Annotated in this window: 11 protein-coding genes; 4 read left to right on the forward strand and 7 right to left on the reverse strand. The window is 72.3% G+C overall.

What is annotated here, in order from left to right; translation table 11 throughout:
• Nucleotides 1-16: 16 nt before the first annotated feature.
• The 4 genes from ABZX02_RS25665 (at nucleotide 17) to ABZX02_RS25680 (ending at nucleotide 4,000) form a co-directional block, all read left to right on the forward strand.
• Complete coding sequence (locus ABZX02_RS25665; RefSeq protein WP_355301388.1) at nucleotides 17-634, forward strand: TetR/AcrR family transcriptional regulator; 618 nt, start codon at nucleotides 17-19, stop codon at nucleotides 632-634.
• 56 nt (nucleotides 635-690) lie between these two features.
• Nucleotides 691-1,035, forward strand: coding sequence for a hypothetical protein (locus ABZX02_RS25670; RefSeq protein WP_355301390.1), 345 nt, complete (start codon nucleotides 691-693; stop codon nucleotides 1,033-1,035).
• 25 nt (nucleotides 1,036-1,060) lie between these two features.
• Complete coding sequence (locus tag ABZX02_RS25675; protein WP_355301392.1) at nucleotides 1,061-1,546, forward strand: hypothetical protein; 486 nt, start codon at nucleotides 1,061-1,063, stop codon at nucleotides 1,544-1,546.
• Between the two features lie 213 nt (nucleotides 1,547-1,759).
• Nucleotides 1,760-4,000: a glycoside hydrolase family 3 N-terminal domain-containing protein gene (locus ABZX02_RS25680; RefSeq protein ID WP_355301394.1), complete on the forward strand. Its 2,241-nt coding sequence runs from the start codon at nucleotides 1,760-1,762 to the stop codon at nucleotides 3,998-4,000.
• Here ABZX02_RS25680 and ABZX02_RS25685 read toward each other — a convergent pair.
• The 7 genes from ABZX02_RS25685 to ABZX02_RS25715 form a co-directional block, all read right to left on the reverse strand.
• Nucleotides 3,978-4,736 carry a hypothetical protein gene (locus tag ABZX02_RS25685; protein WP_355301396.1) on the reverse strand — a complete coding sequence of 253 codons (759 nt, stop codon included), beginning with the start codon at nucleotides 4,734-4,736 and terminating at the stop codon, nucleotides 3,978-3,980. The genes ABZX02_RS25680 and ABZX02_RS25685 overlap by 23 nt on opposite strands.
• A complete protein-coding gene (locus ABZX02_RS25690) occupies nucleotides 4,733-6,466 on the reverse strand; it encodes a methyltransferase domain-containing protein (RefSeq protein WP_355301398.1) in 1,734 nt (577 codons plus the stop codon). The genes ABZX02_RS25685 and ABZX02_RS25690 overlap by 4 nt, the downstream gene beginning before the upstream one ends.
• On the reverse strand, nucleotides 6,463-7,632 hold the full coding sequence (locus tag ABZX02_RS25695) for a glycosyltransferase (protein WP_355301400.1): 1,170 nt from the start codon (nucleotides 7,630-7,632) through the stop codon (nucleotides 6,463-6,465). Before ABZX02_RS25695 ends, ABZX02_RS25690 begins: the two co-directional genes overlap by 4 nt.
• Nucleotides 7,629-8,324 carry an alpha/beta hydrolase gene (locus tag ABZX02_RS25700; protein WP_355301402.1) on the reverse strand — a complete coding sequence of 232 codons (696 nt, stop codon included), beginning with the start codon at nucleotides 8,322-8,324 and terminating at the stop codon, nucleotides 7,629-7,631. Before ABZX02_RS25700 ends, ABZX02_RS25695 begins: the two co-directional genes overlap by 4 nt.
• A gap of 79 nt (nucleotides 8,325-8,403) precedes the next feature.
• Nucleotides 8,404-8,664, reverse strand: a complete 261-nt coding sequence (locus tag ABZX02_RS25705; protein WP_036014077.1) for a phosphopantetheine-binding protein — start codon at nucleotides 8,662-8,664, stop codon at nucleotides 8,404-8,406.
• Nucleotides 8,664-12,329, reverse strand: a complete 3,666-nt coding sequence (locus tag ABZX02_RS25710; RefSeq protein ID WP_355301404.1) for a beta-ketoacyl synthase N-terminal-like domain-containing protein — start codon at nucleotides 12,327-12,329, stop codon at nucleotides 8,664-8,666. The genes ABZX02_RS25705 and ABZX02_RS25710 overlap by 1 nt, the downstream gene beginning before the upstream one ends.
• A complete protein-coding gene (locus ABZX02_RS25715) occupies nucleotides 12,317-18,919 on the reverse strand; it encodes an SDR family NAD(P)-dependent oxidoreductase (RefSeq protein ID WP_355301406.1) in 6,603 nt (2,200 codons plus the stop codon). The genes ABZX02_RS25710 and ABZX02_RS25715 overlap by 13 nt, the downstream gene beginning before the upstream one ends.
• Nucleotides 18,920-19,025: the final 106 nt, after the last annotated feature.

Genomic DNA, 19,025 nt, shown 5'->3' on the forward strand with positions numbered 1-19,025 from the left:
AGATCGGAGCACCACCGTGGCCCGTGCCTACGGCGGCATCTCACCCGAGCAGCGCAGGGCGGAGCGCCGGGCGAGGCTGCTGCAGGCGGGTCTGGAGCTCTTCACCAGCACGGGGTTCGCGGCCACGAAGATCTCCGGGTTGTGCACCGAGGCCGGTGTCTCCACGCGCAACTTCTACGAGGAGTTCTCCTCGAAGGAAGACCTGCTGCGCGACCTGCACGACCTGATCAACGCGACGGCGTTCGCCCGGGTCCGCGCCGCGCTCGACGAACTGGGCACGGCCGACGTCGCCACCCGCGTCACCACGCTGCTCGACGTGTTCGTCGGCAGCGTCACCGCCGACCCGCGCGCGCCGCGCCTGAACTACGTCGAGGCCGTCGGCGTGAGCGCGGAGATCGAGCAGCAGCACGTGCGCTGGGTGAACACCTGGGCGGAGTTCATCGAGGCGGAGGCGCTGCGGGCGGCGGCCGCGGGGGTGGCGCCGCAGCGGTCCTACCGGCTCACCGCGATCGCGCTCGTGGGGGCCGTCACGGGCCTGCTGCGCGAGTGGCAGGCGCACCAGCCGCCGCTCTCCGTGGACGAGATCGCGGCGGAGATCCGTGAGCTGATGCTGGCGGCCATCACCCGCCCGTAGGGGTGTTCACCCCCGAAACGGCAGCAGACCCGCCGCCGGGCTCGTACGGTGCGGTCATGGTCGAGCTCCCGCCGCCGCTGGCCCACCTCGCGGCCGAACGCGGCCTCGGCCCGTGCACCCGCCGGCTTCGCCTGCCGCTGACGGCGTCGACCGCCCTGGGCGTGGGGGCGTTCACCGGGCTGGCCCTCCTGCTGCTGGCGCTCAGCGCGGCGCCGTTCGTCCTCCTGGCGCTGCCGGTCCTGGTCGCCGGGCTGCTGCTGCACCGCAGGCGCGGCGCCGCGGTGTACCTGTTCGACGCCGGGGTGGTCGTCGCGAGCGGCTGGACGGCGCCCCAGGTCGTGCCGTGGGACCGGGTCGAGGGCAGGCTGGCGGAGACCGTGCGGGACGCGCTGAACCGATGAGGTGCCGCTGTCCGTAATCACCCTTGTGAGCCGATTCGCCGTTCTCGCGCTGCTCGTGTGCCTGGGTGCCTGCTCCGCGCCGCCGGAGGAGGAGACCGCGCCGACCGAACCGGAGGCCGCTGCCGGTCCGGTCGCACAGGTGCTGCCGAACGACATCGCGAAGCTGCGGGTCGAGGAGTCGCCCGCGGTCGGCCCCGTCGTCGCCGACCGCGAGCGCTACACCCTGTACTTCACCACGGCGGACGGCCCGTCCCGGCCGACCTGCCTCGAGGCCGAGTGCACGCTGGTGTGGCCGCCGCTGCTCGCCCAGGGCGGGAAGTTCGACGCACCGGGCTTCGACCAGGCCCTGCTCGGCACGACGAAGCGCCCGGACGGGCTGGAGCAGGTCACGATCGCCGGCAAGCCCGTCTACCGCTACGTCGACGACGAGCAGGGGGGCGACACGACCGGGCACGGCGTGGACGACAAGTGGTTCGCGATCTCCCCAAGCGGGACGAAAGCCGCGAAGTAACCTGGAGCAGCTCCACAGCGCCGTGTGACGCCCACGGCACCCACCGGAACCGGCAGCCCCCGACGGGTTGCCGGTTTGTCGCGTTCGGGTTACTCGAACGATTCGTTTGTACCGGAAATCCCGAAACCGGTTTCGCGCGGAACCGGTTTCAGGTATCAACTGTGAGAGCGCTCCCATAGACGCTGCCGCCGCACGAGCCCTCTCGGAGACCACATGGATCGCGACGACGTGCCCTACCTCGACGCCACGCTGCCCACCGCAGAGCGGGTCGCCGACCTCCTAGGCCGCATGACGCTGGCCGAGAAGGTCGGTCAGATGATGCAGCTGGACTCGAGGGAGGACCTGGACGACCACGTGCTGCGCAAGCACGTCGGCTCGATCCTGCACACCTCGCCGGAACGAGTGCTGCGCGCGCAGGACCTCACCGTCCGGACACGGCTGCGCGTCCCCCTGCTGATCGCCGAGGACTGCATCCACGGCCACTCGTTCTACGAGGGCGCCACGATCTTCCCGACCCAGCTCGGCATGGCCGCCTCCTGGGACCCGGCGCTCGTCGAGCAGGTCGCCCGCGTGACCGCCGTCGAGGCCGCCGCGACCGGCGTGCACTGGACGTTCTCACCGGTCCTGTGCATCTCCCGGGACCTGCGCTGGGGCCGCGTCGACGAGACGTTCGGCGAGGACCCGGTGCTGATCGGCGAGCTCGCGGCCGCGATGGTGCGCGGTTACCAGGGCGACGGCCTGACCGACGAGACGGCGATCCTCGCGACCGCGAAGCACTTCGCCGGGTACTCGGAGACCCAGGGCGGCCGGGACGCGAGCGAGGCGGACCTGTCGCGGCGCAAGCTGCGGTCGTGGTTCCTGCCGCCGTTCGAGAAGGTCGCGCGCGAGGGCTGCGCCACGTTCATGCTGGGCTACCAGACCACCGACGGCGTTCCGATCACGGTCAACTCGTGGCTGCTCGACGAGGTACTGCGCGGCGAGTGGGGCTACCAGGGCACCCTCATCACCGACTGGGACAACGTCGGCCGCATGGTCTGGGAGCAGAAGCTGCAGCCCGACTACGCGCACGCCGCCGCGGCCGCCGTGAAGGCCGGCAACGACATGATCATGACGACCCCGCAGTTCTTCGACGGCGCGCTGCAGGCCGTCGAGGAGGGCCTGCTGGCCGAGTCCGACCTGGACCGCGCGGTCACCCGCATCCTGACGCTCAAGTTCGACCTCGGGCTGTTCGAGAACCCGCGCAGGCCCGATGCCGAGCGCCAGCGCACGATGATCAACCACGACGACCACGTGGCGCTGAACCTGCAGGTCGCGCGCCGTTCGCTGGTCCTGCTGCGCAACGACGGCGTGCTGCCGTTCCAGCCCGGCAAGGCCAAGATCGCGGTCGTCGGTCCCCTCGCCGACGACGCGCAGACGCAGCTCGGCGACTGGGCGGGCTCGTCCGGCCAGGCCGACTGGCTGCCGAACGGCCACCCGCGCGAGATGATCACGACCGTTCTCGACGGGCTGCGCGAGCTGTCCTCGGGCGAGGTCACCTACGCCCGCGGCGCCGACATCCTCACGCTGGAGCCGGACCCCGAGGGCGACACGTTCCCGGACGGCCAGCCGCGTCCGAAGATCGTCCAGCCGTGCGCACCGGACGCGGACCTGATCGCCGAGGCCGTGGCCGCCGCGCGGGACGCGGACTTCGTGGTCGCGGTCGTCGGTGACCAGATCGAACTGGTCGGCGAGGGCCGGTCCACCGCCACGCTCGACCTGATCGGCGGCCAGATCGCCCTGCTCGACGCGCTGGCCGAGACCGGCACGCCGCTGATCGTGGTGCTGCTCGCCTCGAAGCCGCTGGTGCTGCCCGCCTCGGCGCGCAACGCCGCCGCGCTGCTGTGGGTGGCGAACCCCGGCATGCAGGGCGGCCGCGCGATCGCCGAGGTGCTGCACGGCCTGGTCGAGCCGAGCGGCCGCCTGCCGATCTCGTTCGCGGCGCACGCGGGCCAGCAGCCGACGTACTACAACCAGATCCGCGGCCAGCACGGCACGCGCTACGCCGACCTGACGCAGGAGCCCGCGTTCGCGTTCGGCGAGGGCCTGTCGTACACCACGGTCGAGTACGGCGACCTGCACGTGGAGACGGCCGTGCTGCGGCCGGACGAGACGGTCAAGGCGTCGATCACCCTGACCAACACCGGGTCCCGGCCCTCGCGCGAGACCGTGCAGGTCTACGTGAGCGACGCCGTGACGTCCGTGAGCTGGGCGGACAAGGAGCTCAAGACGTTCACGCAGGTCGACGTGGCGCCCGGCGAGACCGTGAAGGTCGACCTGGAGCTCCCGGTGTCGGACTGCACGATCGTCGACGCGGCCGGCCTGCGGGTGGTGGAGCCCGGCGAGTTCGTCCTGCTCGTGGGTCCGAGCTCGAAGGAGCTGCGCCGGGCCGAGTTCACCGTAAAGCCGTTGCCTTGAAGGGACCGGGGGCGATCGTGAGGTAGCGGGGAGGGACCTCCACCGCCTTCGTGATCGCCTTCCGCACCGCCGGGACCAGGTCCGCGTCGACCAGCGCGACCGCGGGCCTGCCCGGCGGGTCGATCAGCATGCTCGCACCGCGCGCGCCGGCCGCGAGCGCCGCCTCGACCACGGCGTCCTGTTCGGGATCCGGGTCCTGGGCGCGGTGGTAGGCGGTCAGCGCCACGCCGAGGTCCTCGGCCTCGCGCGTGTAAGGCCGTTCCACCTGCGGTTCGTCGCGCCGGATCCTCGTGTCGATCACCAGCAGGCGCTGGCCCGGCAGGTCGAGGGGGTCGGGGTCCGGCCGCTCGCTCTCGTCGAGCGCGAGTTCGATCGCCGAGTTGAGCGCCTCGCTCGCGGACAACCCGCTGCCGCGCGGGAGGTCCACGCTGCACATCAACGTGGCGCCGCCCCTCGCGCGCACGCCACGGGCCCAGGCCGGAACGTCGTCGGACGGCAGCACGGCGCGTTCGGCGGGCCGGTTCACCGACACCAGTTCGAGGACCCCGTCGTCGCGCCGGTCGCCCGCGACGATCGCGCCCCACCGGGCGTGCACCCGCACCGCGCCGCCCAGCAGGTTCAGCACGCCCGGCGCGTACCAGACCCCTTCGGCGGGCCTGCCGAACGTGCGCCGGAACGCGTGCGGGACGAGCCGGAGCTCCGGCGCGATCTCCGGCCGGTCCGCGATGTCCGTCATGACTTGCGCGCCAGCAGGCGGTAGGCGTTGCCGTTGCCGGTGCGGGCGGCGACGAACCGGTTGACGGTCTGGTCCAGCGCCAGCGCGACGAAGAACGCCGGGATGCCGAGCGTCCACACGAGGAAGCTGCGGGTGCGGCGGAGCCGGACCCTCCCCGGCCGCCACGGCGCGGGTGTGCGCGGGGCCTTGTCGCCCAGCCACAACAGCAGCGCGAGCGTGAAGTCGTTGCAGAGGTGGGCTTCCTTGCGCTCGGTGGCCACCGTGACCATCCCCCGATCGGCGAGCGCGTGCTCCAGGTTGCCGATCGGCATCATGTGCTGGTGCTGCGGCTGGAACCACGGCATCCAGTACTGGCCGAACAACCGGCCGAGCCGCCACTCCGGGTCCGGCAGCTCGATCAGCAGGTACCCGCCCTGCGGCAGCACGTCCGCCGCGATGTCGAGCTCCTCCCACGGATCGCGCACGTGTTCCAGGTAGTGGTGCATGCTGATCACGTCGTAGCGGCCCTTGAGCTCGCCCGCGAAGTCCTTGAAGCTGCCCCGGTAGGACTGCTCGATCCGACCGTACCGGGCCGCCTCCTCGATGGCCGCGCCCTGGTCGAGGCCGTCGAACTTGGTGTGCGGCAACACTTCCTTCGCGCCGAGGCAGAAGTGCGCGTGCCCGGAGCCGACGTCCAGCCACCGTTCGGGCTCGGTGAACGGCTCGACCATGCGCGCCCGGCCGTAGTACGGCTCGGTCTTGCCGGAGAACACCGCCTCCGCCGACGCCGCGCCGAGGCCGTCGTAGAAGTCGCGGTAGTAGAAGCCGAGTCCTTCCCCGGTCAGGCGCGGGTTCTGCCAGACGTGTCCACATCGGACACAGCGGTCCATGGTGAACGTGCCGGGCTTGCGCTGCACCAGGTCGGCCGCCGTGACCCAGCGGCGCAGGTCGGTGCTGCCGCACGACGGGCAGTCGGCGCGTGGCGCCTCGTGGAAGTTCTTGCCGCGGTTCTCCTCGTACCAGGGAGCGGCCTCGTCGAGGAGCTCGGCCTGGCGCTTCTCGGAGGTGGACTTCTTGCCGCCGGACGTCTTGAACCACAGGTACGGCGTGCGCAGGACGCGCGGCACCCACAGGTCACGCGGCTTGAGAGGAGTGCCGGCGAACACCAGGACCGGGTGCGCCCAGTAGGCCGCGAGCGCGGCGAGTCCCCACCGCCAGTCGGTGACCAGCGCGCCGATGACGGCCGCGTACCCGAGGACCGAGCCCGCGATCCACAGCGACGGCCGCTTGCCCAGCTGCCGCAACGTCGCCGCCCGGTAGCCGAGGTCGTACGGCCCGGCTGTCAACCCCGGCGCCACGGCGATGTCGACCTTAGCGTGCACGTGGTCCTTGACCCGCCGCACGAACGCCACGAACTCCGTGGGGTCGTCGGCGTCGATCCGCTCCGCGTACTTCTCCCGCACCAGCACGGCCTGGGACGCGCTGATCCCGCGCGCCCACTGGTCGTCGCGGTACTTGCCGGGGTCGACGGCGCCGAGCAGGTCGAGCGCCGCCACCGTCGGCAGGTCCCGCGGCATCAGGTCGACCAGGTCGTCGTCGGTCTCCCACGAGCCTTCCGGACGGACCCCGGTGGCGGTGAGCAGCGTGTGCTCACTCGCGCCCTGGGCGAGCACGCGCAGCTTGGACGCGCGGGACCGCAGGCGCAGGACGTCCAGCAGGACGACCAGCACGACAACCACGCTGAGAATCACCCGGCCACCACCTTTTCGAGTCGGTCGGCCGCGGCGGCCGCGCCGCCCGCCGCCAGGAACGAGTCGCGCACCGCTCCGGCGGCGGCCGCGTACTCCGGCTCGTCCAGCACCGAGGTGAGTGCGCTGCGGATGTCTGCCGCCCTGGCCCGCGAGTACGTGAGCCGGACACCTGCTCCGGCCGCCACGACCTGGGCGGCGACCGTGGGCTGGTCGTCCCGGATCGGGGCCACGACCAGCGGGAGTCCGTGGGCCAGCGCCTCGCAGACCGTGTTGTGGCCGCCGTGCGTGACGACGGCGTCCAGGTGCGGCATGAGCGCGAGTTGCGGGACGGACGGGAGGATCAGGACGTTGGTCGGCGCGGGTCGCGGTTCGGCGACCATGACGACCTTCACCGGGAGGTCGGCGACCGCTTCCATGGCCTGGCCGAGGAAACGCTCGCCGGCGGGGCCGTTGAGGGTGCCGAGGGAGACCAGGACGCACCGCTGCCCCGCCGCACTTCCGAACGCTCCAGCCGCCTGGTCACCCGGTCCGACCAGCCAGTCCCACGGGAAGGTCCCGCGTTCCACCCGGTGGCTCAGGGCAGGTCCGACGAACGCCACCTCGTCGCCGAACTCCCCCGCCACCAACGCTTTCGAGCTGTAGACCAGCACCAGCCGCTCGGAGAACCGGATGTCGCCGCCCGCGAAGTCGTGCAGCAGGTCCCGCACCCAGGCGTCGACCTTCGGCATCGTCCTCAGGGGATTCACCAGCTCGGCGGACGTCGACGCCGAGGTCGCCCAGGGAAGTCCGGCCTCCCGCGCCACCAGTGGCCCCGCCAGCGCCTGCTGGTCCGCGACCACCACGTCCGGCCCGAAGGCGCGCACCGCCGCCTCGACCCCGGGAACCATCGAGTGGCCCAGCGGGATCAGGAACTCCTCCCAGAAGAACTTCAGCACCGCCATGCCGCGCAACGCGAGCCAGCGCTCCCGCTTCGCGCGGATGTCGGCCTCCAGGGCGTCGTCGATCGCCGGGAGGATCCGCGCGTGCTCGGGCAGCAGCGGCGCGAGCGTGCCGGGGTGCCCGACCCACGCCACCTCGTGCCCGCGCGCGAGCAGCTCGCCGCCCACGGAGGCGGTCGGGTTGACGTGGCCGGTCAGCGGCGGCACGACGAAGAGGAACCGGCTCATGACGGCAGCCAGTCGAGGAGCACGTCGAGCAGTTCGGCGGTGGCCTCGCGCAGGACCGTGTGGCCCAGGCCGGGCACCACGTGCAGCCGGCAGGACGGGATGCGCTCGCGCAGTTCGGCGGCGGCCCCGATGAGCTCGGACTCGGCGCCGTAGACGCCGAGCACCGGGCAGCGCACGTCGCTCAGGTCGAGTTTCGCGCCGGAGCCGAGGTCGTCGATCAACGTCGTGCCGTTGAGCAACGCGTTCGCGTTCACGGCGAGCTTGGCGATCTTGCGTTGCCCCAGCGCCATCAGCTGGTCCTGCGTGCGGTCGAACTCCAGTCCGAGCGCGGCGACGGTCAGGGTGTTGGTGATGTCCTCGAACCACGCGTCGCCGACCACTCCCCCGACCGCCGACTCGACCAGCACGACACCGCCGACCCGGTCCGGTGCCTGGACGGCCGCGTGCATCGCGACGACCCCGCCGTAGCTGTTGCCCAGCAGGTAGACCGGTTCGGTCACGCCGATCTCGTCCAGCACCGCGACCAGGTCGAGCGCGCTCTCCTCCGGCGTGTACCCGGTCGGCGGTCGTTCGGACAGGCCGTGGCCGCGCAGGTCGAACAGCACGGTGCCGAACCCGGCCTGGGCCAGCGGCGCGGCGAGCGTGTAGTAGAAGCTCGACAGGTTGTCCATGACCAGGCCGTGTACGAACACGACGGTCGGTGCTGTGCCTGTTTCTCCTGGTGTTCGGCCCAGCTGCTGCACGTGGAACCGCAGCCCTCGGGCGTGGACGTCAGACACGGGCCGTGATGTGGTCGACGAGCCGGCCGACGGACATCGCCATGATCTCGTCGATGTCCATGTCCGCCAGGAAGGCCACGAGATCCACGCCGTAGTGGGCGTTGAGCTTGTCCGCGAGCGCGACGAACTCGATCGACTCCAGGCCCAGGTCGTCGCTGAACGTGGTGTCGCGGGTGATCTCCACGCCCAGCAGGAAGTCCGGCCCGACCACCTCGGTGATCAGCTTGGCGACCTGCTGCAGCACCTCGTCCATCAGATCTCCGTTCGCACGCGGGCCGCGGCTCGCCCTGGTTCGCTCGTCACTTCGACGCGCGGGACGGCGAAGGCCCCGCGCACCCGTCCGTCGGCGGTCACGGTCAGCTCCGCCGGGTAGACCGGCCCCGCCCCGCGGCCCCACAGCCACGTGCGCACGGCGTCCTTCACCGCGATCACCCGCAGCAGCCACTCGCGCTGGGCCGGGACGTCGAGGTCGCCGTAGTGGCGCCGCTCGGCGGAGTTCAGGTAGCGGCGCATGATCAGGTCGCGCGTCGCGCTGTCGGACCAGTTCTCCGCGACGCCCAGCCACTCACCGTCCGGTGTGGACAGCAGCTCGGTGCCGGGCCTGAGCTTGACCTGCCAGATCCGGTCGTCGGTGGTGAAGCGGCGGGTGGTCCAGCCGGTGATCCGGCACCACAGCGCGCCGTCGACGACCAGTTCGGCGTCCGCGACCATCGTCTGCGGCGTGACCTCGCGGATCCACGCGGTGCACTGGACGTCGCCGGTCGGCGCGGGGCCGTGGAACGTCACCGACTCGATGCCGGTCGGCAGCACGGTCTGGTCGACCGTCCGGCAGACCTGCATCCAGTGGCCGATCAGCTGCCCGGCGCTGTCGAGCAGCGCTCCGGGCGCGGGCAACGGCGTGAGCACGCCCGCGATCCCGTTGTCCGCCAGGCAGTCGATCCTCGTGACGCCCGCGAACGCCGGTCCGTGGAACATCCAGTTGTCCCGGTACAGCTCGGCGGCCGTGACCGGTGCCTCGCGCACGCCTTCGAGCTGCTTCCCGACGCGTTCAAGGGTTTGCGGCGACATCAACACGACGCCCTCGGCGTAGTCGCCGACCTTGACGACGACCCGGTCCGGCCCCTCCGCGCGGGCGGAGACCTTCACGGTCGTCGCGGGCAGCGCCGTGAGCCAGCGCTTGGCCCTGACCCGCGCGAACCCGTGCACCGTGCCGCCGGTGAGGCGGCGGGCGGCGTCCGCGAACACCTCCAGCAGGCCGGTCGCGGGCACGATCGGGAACCCGTCCGCGAGATCCGGCCAGCCGGGCGCCTGCGGGAACACCGAGTGGTCGACGAGTTCCGGCATCGTGCGCAGGGAGAACTCGCGGGTGAAGCCCGCCTCGTTCGGCCGCAGCGCGCCGGCGACCTCGCGCGCCACGGCGTTGGTGTGGGCGAGGAGCTTGGTGACCGCGGCCGACACGGGGCTGTCGTCGGCGACGAGCACGGGTGCGGTGCCGAGCGCGTCGAGCTTGATCTTCGGCGTGCCGAGCCGGAGCTTGACGCCGTGGGCGGTGCCGCGCTTGAGCCCGAAGGCCCACAACGCCTCCGGCGCGATGTCCGCGTTCACGGCGAGGTGCGGCCGGTCGCCCAGCGTGTCTCCGACGAACCCCGGCAGGCTGCCCTGTCCGATTTGGACGAACGCCCGGAAACCCGCGCCGTGCAGGCGTTCCAGCAGCGGCCGGAACCGGACGGGCTCGACCAGGTGGCGCAGCACGAGGTCGCGGACCTCGCCCGCCTCCATGGGCGCGAGGGAGTTCGCCGACCACACGGGGACCTCCGGCGTGCGGACCGGCAGCTGGTCGAGCATCTCCCTGGCCCGGCCCAGGTACGGGGCGAGCGCCGGGGTGTGGAAGCCGGTGCGGAACGGCATCAGCTGCGCCATCACGCCGTTCGCCTTGAGGGTGGTGAGCACCTCTTCGAGGCGGTCGATCGGGCCGCAGATCACCGACTGGTGCGGGCAGTTGTCGTGGCTGACCGTGACGCCGTCGACCAGGTACCGCTCGGCGGTGTCGGCCGAGCACCCCAGTGCGGCGTAGGCGATGTCGACGACCGCGACCGCGCCGGGGCCGAGTGCCGCGACGAACTCGTCGATCGTCGGGTAGATGCCGCCGACGACCATCGCGGTCCACTCGCCCATGCTGTGCCCGGCGAGCGCACCCGGCGTGATGCCGAGCGCCATGAGCTCGCGGGCCTGCTTGCGGCCGTCCTGCAGCAGCGCCACGGCGTGGTCGACGACCTCGCCGGTGAACTCGCGTTCGAAGCCGGGGAACACGAACGCGACCTGGTCGGTGCCGGTCAGCAGCGGCTGCGGGGAGAACCAGATGTCGTGGCGGCCGGGCCAGGCCTTGCCCTGTGCCAGCACGCGTTCGGCGAGCTTGAGCTTGCGGTCGTCGGGGTTGCCGATGGCGAGCCGGAACGCCCGGTCCGCGCTGGAGGTGCGGCGTTCCTTCAGGTGTTGCGCCAGTTCCTCGGCGGTGTCGGCGGCGAACGTCAGCACCGGCTTGCGCGGCTGGGCGATCGTGTGGCCGTCGAGCACCGCGTGGGCGTTGATCCCGCCGAACCCGAACGCGTTGACGACCGCGCGGTGCCGTCCGGTCCACTCGCGAGCACTCGTCACGGGCGTGAACCTGGTGCCGGTCAGGCTGGTGTGCGGGTTGTCGACGTGCAGGGTCGGCGGGAGCGTGTGGTGGTGCAGGGCGAGCGCGGCCTTGATCAGCCCGGCCATGCCGGCGGCCGGCATCGCGTGCCCGATCATCGACTTCACCGTGCCGATGCCGATCTCGTCGCCGTGCTCGCCGAACGCGCTGATCATCGTGCGCAGCTCGGCGGCGTCGCCGGCGGGCGTGGCCGTGCCGTGCGCCTCGATCAGCGCCGGTGGGTTCGTGCGGGGGTCCAGGCCGGCGTGGTCCCAGGCCCGCTGCACGGCGAGGAGCTGGCCGTCCGGGTTGGGCGTCATCATGCTGGTGGCGCGGCCGTCGCTCGCACTGCCGATGCCGCGGATCACCGCGTAGACGCGCTCGTCACGGACGTCCTCGAGGCGCTTGAGCACGACCATGCCAACGCCCTCGGACAGCAGCGTGCCGTCGGCCGCCTCGTCGAACGGCCGGATGCGCTCGGTCGGGCTCAACGCCCTGAGCTGGGTGAAGACGCTCCACAGCGTCGGGTGGTGGCAGACGTGGACGGCGCCGGCGAGCATGGCGTCCGCGCGGTCCTCCTGGAGCTCGCGGACGGCGTGCTCGACGGCGACCAGCCCGGACGCGCACGCCGCGTCGACCGTGTAGGCGGTGCCCTTGAGGTCGAACCGGTTGGCGATGCGCGAGGCCGCGAGGTTCGGCACCAGCCCGATCGACGCCTCGGGCTGCTCGGGTCCGAGCCGGTCGCGGATGGCCTGGCGGACGGTGGCGAGGTCGGTGCCCGCGAGGTGCGGGAAGAGGTCCTGCACGACCTGGACGACCTCGTCGGCGAGCCGCACCTTCTGGTCGAGCCGCGCGCAACCGGGCGTGAGGTACCCGCCGCGTCCGACGACGACGCCGACGCGATCTCTGCTGGGCAGCGCCGTCTCGCCGCCCGCGTCCGCGATGGCCTCGGCCGCCGTGGCGAGGGCGAGCAGCTGGTCGGGCTCCGCGCCGTCCACAGTGGACGGCATGATGCCGAACCGGGTCGGGTCGAACTCGGCGAGGTCGTCGACGAACCCGCCCTTGCGGCAGTAGAACCGGTCGCCGGTCGTGCTGTCCCGGTCGTAGTAGGTGGCCGGGTCCCAGCGGCCGGGCGGGATCTGCCCGATGGCGTCGACACCACCCGCGATGTTGCGCCAGAACGCCGCCGCGTCCGGGGCACCGGGGAAGACGGCGCCGATCCCGACGATAGCTATGCCTCCCATCGGTAGACCACCTGCACGTCCTGGCCGCCGGCGATCTCGTCCAGCAGCGCGGAAACCCCTTGTTCGGGCTGGATCAGCGGGATCCCGCGCCGCGCGTACTCGCCCGCGAGCCCGGCGGCCATGCCCGCCCCGGCCCAGGGACCCCAGTCGACGGCGACGACCCGGCGCTGCGCACCCCAGAACCGCGCCATCCGGTCGAGCGCGTCGTTGGCGGCCGAGTAGTCGGCCTGCCCGCGGTTGCCGAACACCCCGCTGACACTGCCGAACAACACGAGGAACCCGTCCCCGAACGCCTTGGCACCGTTCACCTTCGTCGCCCAGACCCGGTCGAACGACTCCTGCGTCTTCGCCTCGATCAGCTTGTCGTCGAGCACCCCGGCGCCGTGGATCACGCCGTCGAGCCGCCCGAACCGCGCCTTGACGTCGGCGATCACTGCGCTCAGGGCGTCGGCGTCGGTGACGTCGCACTGGTGGTACCGCACGCTGGACGCCTTGTCGCGCAAACGTTCCAACGTCTCGCGGACCTCGCGCTCGGCCAGCACCTTGCTCGCCTTGGCCGGAACGTTCTGGGTCTCCCCCAGCTCGAACAACGCCTTGACGAGCTCCGGCTGCGTGGCGGCGTGGGCGAGCCGGTGGTCCTCGGCCGCGATCGGCGTGCGGCCGATCAGCTCGACGTGGCACCCGGTGCGGTCGGCGAGCGCCTGGGCCACGAGCGCGGTGATGCCTCGCGCGCCTCCGGTGAGCAGCACGACGCTGTCCTCGTCGAGGCCGAGCTCCAGGGGCTCGAGTGCGGTCTCGACGGTGTCGATGACCTGCCTCCTGCCCGAGTGGTACCCGACGACGGCCGGCCCGGGCCCGATCTCGGCGAGCAGCGCGGTGGCGATGTCACGGTGGCTCTCCTTGGGGTTGACGTCGACCGAGCGCACGACGAGGTCCGGGTACTCGAGCGCGGCCGTGCGGACCAGCCCGTGCAGCCCGATGTCGGACGGCAGCTCGTCGGGCTGGTGGTCGAAGCCGAACGTGCCGCCACCGGTGGTGACGACGAGCAGCGCGACCCCGTTCGTGAGGCAGGCCTTGACCTCGCTGAACGCCTCCGGAAGGCGCGCGTGCAGGCGGACGACGATGTCGACGCCGGTGAGGTCGGCCGGGAAGTCGGTCTCGACGCGGGGGTGGGCTTCGTGGCGTTCGAGGAGGTCGGCGAGTTCGAGGCCGATGCCGTTGTCGTCGATGACGAGGACGGTCTTGCCGGTGAGGTCGGCGGGGGCGGCGGGGTCGGCCGGGACCACCTGGGGGACGAGGCGGACGAGGCGGCCCGGAGTGGGAGTCGTGAGGGTGGCGGCGGGCACGACTGGAGTGGCGGTGGCGGCCGGCGCGGCGCTACCCACGTCAGCTCCCGCAGCCGCGAGCACAGCGGCAGGTGCGGTGGCGGCGGGTGCGGGCGAGGCGGCGAGGGCCGGCGCCTCCCCGAACCACGCGACGATCCCGTCGATCGTCTTGAGCTGCGCCAGCTCGTCGACCTTCCCCACCGCGCCGAGCTCCTGGGCCAGCTCGCCCACGATCTCCGCGCGCTTGATCGAGTCGATCGACAGGTCGGCCTCCAGGTCCAGCCCCGGCTGCAACATCTCCACCGGGTAGCCCGTGCGGGTGCTGATCGTCCGCAGCACCACCTCCCGCACGTCCTTGCCCACGGCAGCGACCGGCACCTCCCCGAACCAGCCGACGATCCCCTCGATCGTCTTGAGCTGCGCCAGCTCGTCCACCGACCCGGCCGCGCCGAGCTCGGCCACCAGCTCGCCGACGATCTCGGTGCGTTTGATCGAGTCGATCGACAGGTCCGCTTCCAGGTCCAGCCCCGGCTGCAGCATCTCGACCGGATAGCCGGTGCGCGCGCTGATGGTCCGCAGCACCACCGTGCCGACGTCCTCCTGCGGCGCGGCCACGACCTCGGCGACAGCAGCAACGGGGTGTTCGATCACCTGCCGCGGCGGAGGCACCGCGGCCGGTTCGGTGCCGAGGTAGCTCAGCAGGACGTCGCGCTGTGCGCTCACCGCGTCGCGCATGCCGTCCAGGAACTTCTCGATGATCTCGTCGCGCCCCAGTCCCGAACCCGCGCTCAGGGTCGGGAACTCCGTGGCGGGCCTCAGCCCGCCGGGCAGGGCGTCGCCGTTCGCGTCCCGCACGAGTCCTCCATCCACGTACCAGCCCGGCCGTGGCGGCACCGCCGTGGCGGGTTCGGCCCTGTCCTCGAACAGCGGCGCGGTGTCCACCTCGACACCGGCGACCGCGAGTGCGGCGAGCGTGCGCAGGAACGTCACGTGGTCGTCGCAGCGCAACGCCTGGTGCGGGCGGTCGCCCAGGGTCTTGCCGACCAACGAGGTCAGCACGCCGCCGGGGCCCGCCTCGACGAAGATCCGCGCGCCGGCCTCGTACATCGACTCGACCTGGTCCACGAACCGCACGCGGCCCGCGAGTTGCGCGGACAGGCCCTCGGCCACGTCCACATGCGGCTCGGCGGAAGCGTTCGACCACACCGGGAAGCGCAGTGCGCCCAACGGGACCTCGGCCAGCCGCAGGGCGAACCGGTCGCGGGCTCCGGCCATCAGCGGGCTGTGGAACGCGGCCGCGACCGGGATGTCCTTCACGGTCAGGCCGGCGTCGCGCAGCCGCGTCACCGCGTCACGCACCGCCTCCGTGGGGCCGGAGATCACGACCTGCGACGGCGCGTTGTGGTTGGCCACCACGACGTCCGCGGGCAGCAGCGCCTCGACCTCCGCCAACGGCGCGCTCACCGCGGCCATCGTGCCGGGGTCCGCCCCGACCGCCTCCAGCATCGCCTCGGCGCGGGCACGGCTGAGGTCCAGCAGCTCGGCGGCGTCGAACGCGCCGGCCGCCGAGAGCGCGACCAGTTCGCCGTAGCTGTGGCCACCGGCGAGATCCGGTCGCACGCCGACGGACTCCAGCAGCGCCGTGACCATGAGCCCGGCGATGCCGAGCGTTGGCTGGGCGTTGCGGGTGTCGGTGATCTCCGCGCGCTGCCGTGCCACGTCCTCGGCGGTCAGCGCGGCCGGCGGGTACATCACCGGCTCGTAGCGCGCGTCGAGGAAGTCCTGCAGGCGCGGGAAAGCGGTGACGAGGTCCAGCAGCATGCCCGGCCGCTGGCTGCCCTGGCCTGGGTAGAGGAACGCCACCCGAGGCCGCTCCCCGGTCCGCAGCGAGACGACGTCCGACGAACGCCAGGCCTCGACGTCCTGCAACGCTTCCAGCAAAGCGGCGTGCGTGCTCACCACGAACGCCGCCTGCACGGTGCCCTCACCGCAGGCCGCGGCGAGCGAACGCAACGGCGTGCGCTCGTCGACCAGGGCGGCGAGGCGAGTGGCCTCGCGCTGCGCAGCCGTTTGGTCGTCGCCGCGGATCAGGAACAGCTCGGCGGGCCACGCGGTCAGGCCGTGCCACGGCTCGTCGGCGCCGTCGTACGACGTCAGCACGGTGTGGAAGTTCGTGCCGCCGAACCCGAACGCGCTCACGCCGGCCACGCGGTCGCGGGCGGCCCACGTGCGGTGGCCGAACGCGAACGGGCTCGTGTCCGCGTCCCAGAAGGCGTTGGGCTGCTTGACGTGCAGCGTCCCCGGCCGCACACCGGTGTGCACGGCCAGCGCGGCCTTGATCACGCCCGCGAGTCCGGCGGCGCACTTGGTGTGGCCGATCTGCGACTTGACCGAACCGATGGTGCAGGTACCGGGCTCGACACCGGAGAACATCTCGGTCAGCGACGCGAGCTCGGTGCGGTCGCCCACCACGGTGCCGGTGCCGTGCGCCTCCACGAGCCTGACGTCGGTGACGGGCAGCCCGGCCGACGCGTAGGCGCGGCGCAGGGCCCGTTGCTGGCCTTCCGGACGGGGTGCGGTGAGGCCCCGGGACCGGCCGTCGCTGGACGCGCCGATGCCCTTGATCACCGCGTAGACGCGGTCGCCGTCGCGTTCGGCGTCGGCGAGCCGCTTCAGCACCACCGCCGCGACGCCTTCACCTAGCGCGATGCCGTCGGCGGCCGAGTCGAACGTGGCACACCGGCCGCGCGCCGACAACGCCTTCACCGACGCGAACATCTCGTAGTCGTGCGCGCTGTTGTGCAGGTCGACCGCGCCGCACAGCACCGTGTCGCTGGTGCCGCCGACGAGTTCCTTGCACGCCACGTCGAGCGCGGCGAGGCTGGACGCGCAGGCCGCGTCGACCGTGTAGTTCGCGCCGCCGAGGTCGAGCCGGTTCGCGACCCGGCCGGCGATCACGTTGCCGAGCACGCCGGGGAACGAGTCCTCGGTCAGCGCGGGCAGGTGGTCCTCCAGGCCGCGGACGCCCAGGGCGGGCAGCGCGGTGCGGACCGTGTAGGCGTTCGCGAGGTCGGCACCGGCCTCGGCGCCGAAGATCACCGAGGTGCGTTCCCGGTCGAACACCCGGGTCGCGTACCCGGCGTCCTGAAGCGCCCGCGCCGAGACTTCGAGCGCCAGCAGCTGCGCGGGTTCGATCGAGGTCAGCGAGGCGGGCGGGATCCCGTACGCCAGCGGGTCGAACGCCGTGCGCGGGAGGAAGCCGCCCCAGCGGAACGGGCTGCCGTAGCGTTCGGGCGACCAGCGGTCCGGCGGGATCTCCGTGATGGAGTCGGTGCCCGCCAGGACGTTCGACCAGAACTCGGCGACGTCGCGGGCGCCCGGCATGATCGCGGCCATGCCGACGATGGCGACGTCGAGCGGTGCGGCCTCGGCGGACTCGGAGGCGGTCTCGGGCAGCACACCGGACACGATGTCCTCGTGCAGCCGGGCGATCGTGGTGCGTTCGGAGCGCAGCGTCGCGACCTGGCCGATCATGAACATGCCTTCGCGGCGCTGCTCGTCCTCGCCGACGGCCTTCAGCCCGCCCTCGTCGCGGACCAGACCGCGGCTGGCGAGCCGGAGCCGTCCCAGGTTCAGTTGTTCGAGCTTCTCCCAGCTCTCCTGCTTGGGCAGTCCGGCGAGCTCGGCGCGCGCCTGCTCGAAGGTGTCCACATAGGACGTCTGCGCGCAGCGGACGGCGTGGCCGGGCGAGGTCTCCAGCAGCGCGGTGTCCTCGCACTCCAGCGCGACCTGCTGGAACACCGGCTGGATCGCACCGTGCGCCACGGCCTCCTCGGTGAACAGGTACGCCGTGCCGACGAGCACGCCGACGGCCGCGCCCCGCGCCGCGATCGACGCGGTCATGGCCGAGATCATCGCGGCCGACCGGCCGTCGTGGATGCCGCCCGCGAACAGCGCGACGACGTCCTCCTCCCGGCCGCGCAGCACGTCGATCTGCTGCTGCCACAACGTGAAGCTGGTGCGGGGGCCGGTGTGCCCGCCGCACTCCGAGCCCTCGAAGACGAACTTGCGCGCACCCTCGTCGAGGAACCGCCGCAGCAACGCGGGCGACGGCACGTGCAGGAACGCCTCGATGCCGGCGTCTTCCAGCTCACGGGCCTGCGCGGGCGTTCCCCCGGCGACGATCGCGTACTTCGGCCGTACCGCGAGCACGGCCTCCATCTGCCGCGCGCGCAGTTCGGCCGGTGCGAAGCCGAGCAGGCCGACGCCCCACGGCCGGTCGCCGAGCCTCGCGGCGGTCTGCTCCAGCAGCGTCCGGACCGCCGGGCCCTCCATCAGCGCGAGCGCGAGGAACGGCAGCGCGCCGCCCTCCGCGACGGCCGCGGCGAACGCCGGCTGGTCGCTGACGCGGGTCATCGGGCCCTGCGCGATGGGGTACCGCAGGCCGGGCACGCGGTCGCAGAACGGTCCGCCCGGCCGGACCGGCCGGTGCTCACCCGCCAGGGTGAGATTGTCCCGAATGCCCCGGGCAATCGCGCCGACGACACCGCCGACGGTCCCGAACGAGCTACGGTAGAAATCAGCCAAGGAACCTTCTTGACCAATTTCGAGCGTGTTTTGACGAACATGGACGCGTAACCCGTCGTTCACGACGGTGTCGGCGCCGTCCATCATCCGGACCGCGTTGACAATTTCACCGGAAATATGTTTTCGGGTCTCCGCGACGAGCGCGAGCTGGCCTTCCAGCACCACTCCGCGCGCGCCCCCGGCGATCGCCGCGGCCGCCGTGTCGGGGCCGATCGACCCCGCCGCCCAGACCGGCAGATCGGTCAGCGCGAGCACCTGCTGGAGCAACACGAACGCCGGCGAACCACCCACTCGGCCGCCCGACTCGGCACCCTTCGCGACCAGGCCGGTCGCCCCGTACTCGATCGCCGCAACGGCCTCCGCCACCGAGGTGATCACCGCCAGGACGCGGCGTTCGCCCAGTTCAGTGCGGTTCGGGGCGTAGCGGGCGAGATCGACCACGACGGTGTCGACGGCGTCCGGCAGGGGCACCGCCAACGGTCCGCGCAGGCGCACCCCGAAGGCGCGCGGATGACGGGTGGTGACGCGCCGGAGGTCGGCGGCGGCGCGGGGCCCGAGGTCGAGCACACCGAGCCCGCCCGCTCGTTCGGCGGCGACCACGAGGGCCGCGTTGGGGGTGCCGAAGGGACTCAGGCACAGCACCCGTTCTCGATCCGACAGCATGTTCACTGCGCTCACTTCCTCACCCGGCAGGGTGGGGAGAAAGGAATTCAGCTAGGGTTACTACTGGCCGGTACGGTGACAGCGCGCTCACCGTACGCACAAACCCGAGTCGCCGTCGAGA

The sequence above is a fragment of the Lentzea sp. NPDC003310 genome, assembly GCF_040610935.1.
In the GTDB taxonomy this organism is placed as follows: domain Bacteria; phylum Actinomycetota; class Actinomycetes; order Mycobacteriales; family Pseudonocardiaceae; genus Lentzea.

Bases quoted from the DNA above. Each gene is read 5' to 3' on its own strand.
- ABZX02_RS25670 (WP_355301390.1), top strand. From the start codon at position 691: ATGGTCGAGCTCCCGCCGCCGCTGGCCCACCTCGCGGCCGAACGCGGC.
- ABZX02_RS25680 (WP_355301394.1), top strand. From the start codon at position 1,760: ATGGATCGCGACGACGTGCCCTACCTCGACGCCACGCTGCCCACCGCA.
- ABZX02_RS25685 (WP_355301396.1), bottom strand. From the start codon at position 4,736: ATGACGGACATCGCGGACCGGCCGGAGATCGCGCCGGAGCTCCGGCTC.
- ABZX02_RS25695 (WP_355301400.1), bottom strand. From the start codon at position 7,632: ATGAGCCGGTTCCTCTTCGTCGTGCCGCCGCTGACCGGCCACGTCAAC.
- ABZX02_RS25705 (WP_036014077.1), bottom strand. From the start codon at position 8,664: ATGGACGAGGTGCTGCAGCAGGTCGCCAAGCTGATCACCGAGGTGGTC.
- ABZX02_RS25710 (WP_355301404.1), bottom strand. From the start codon at position 12,329: ATGGGAGGCATAGCTATCGTCGGGATCGGCGCCGTCTTCCCCGGTGCC.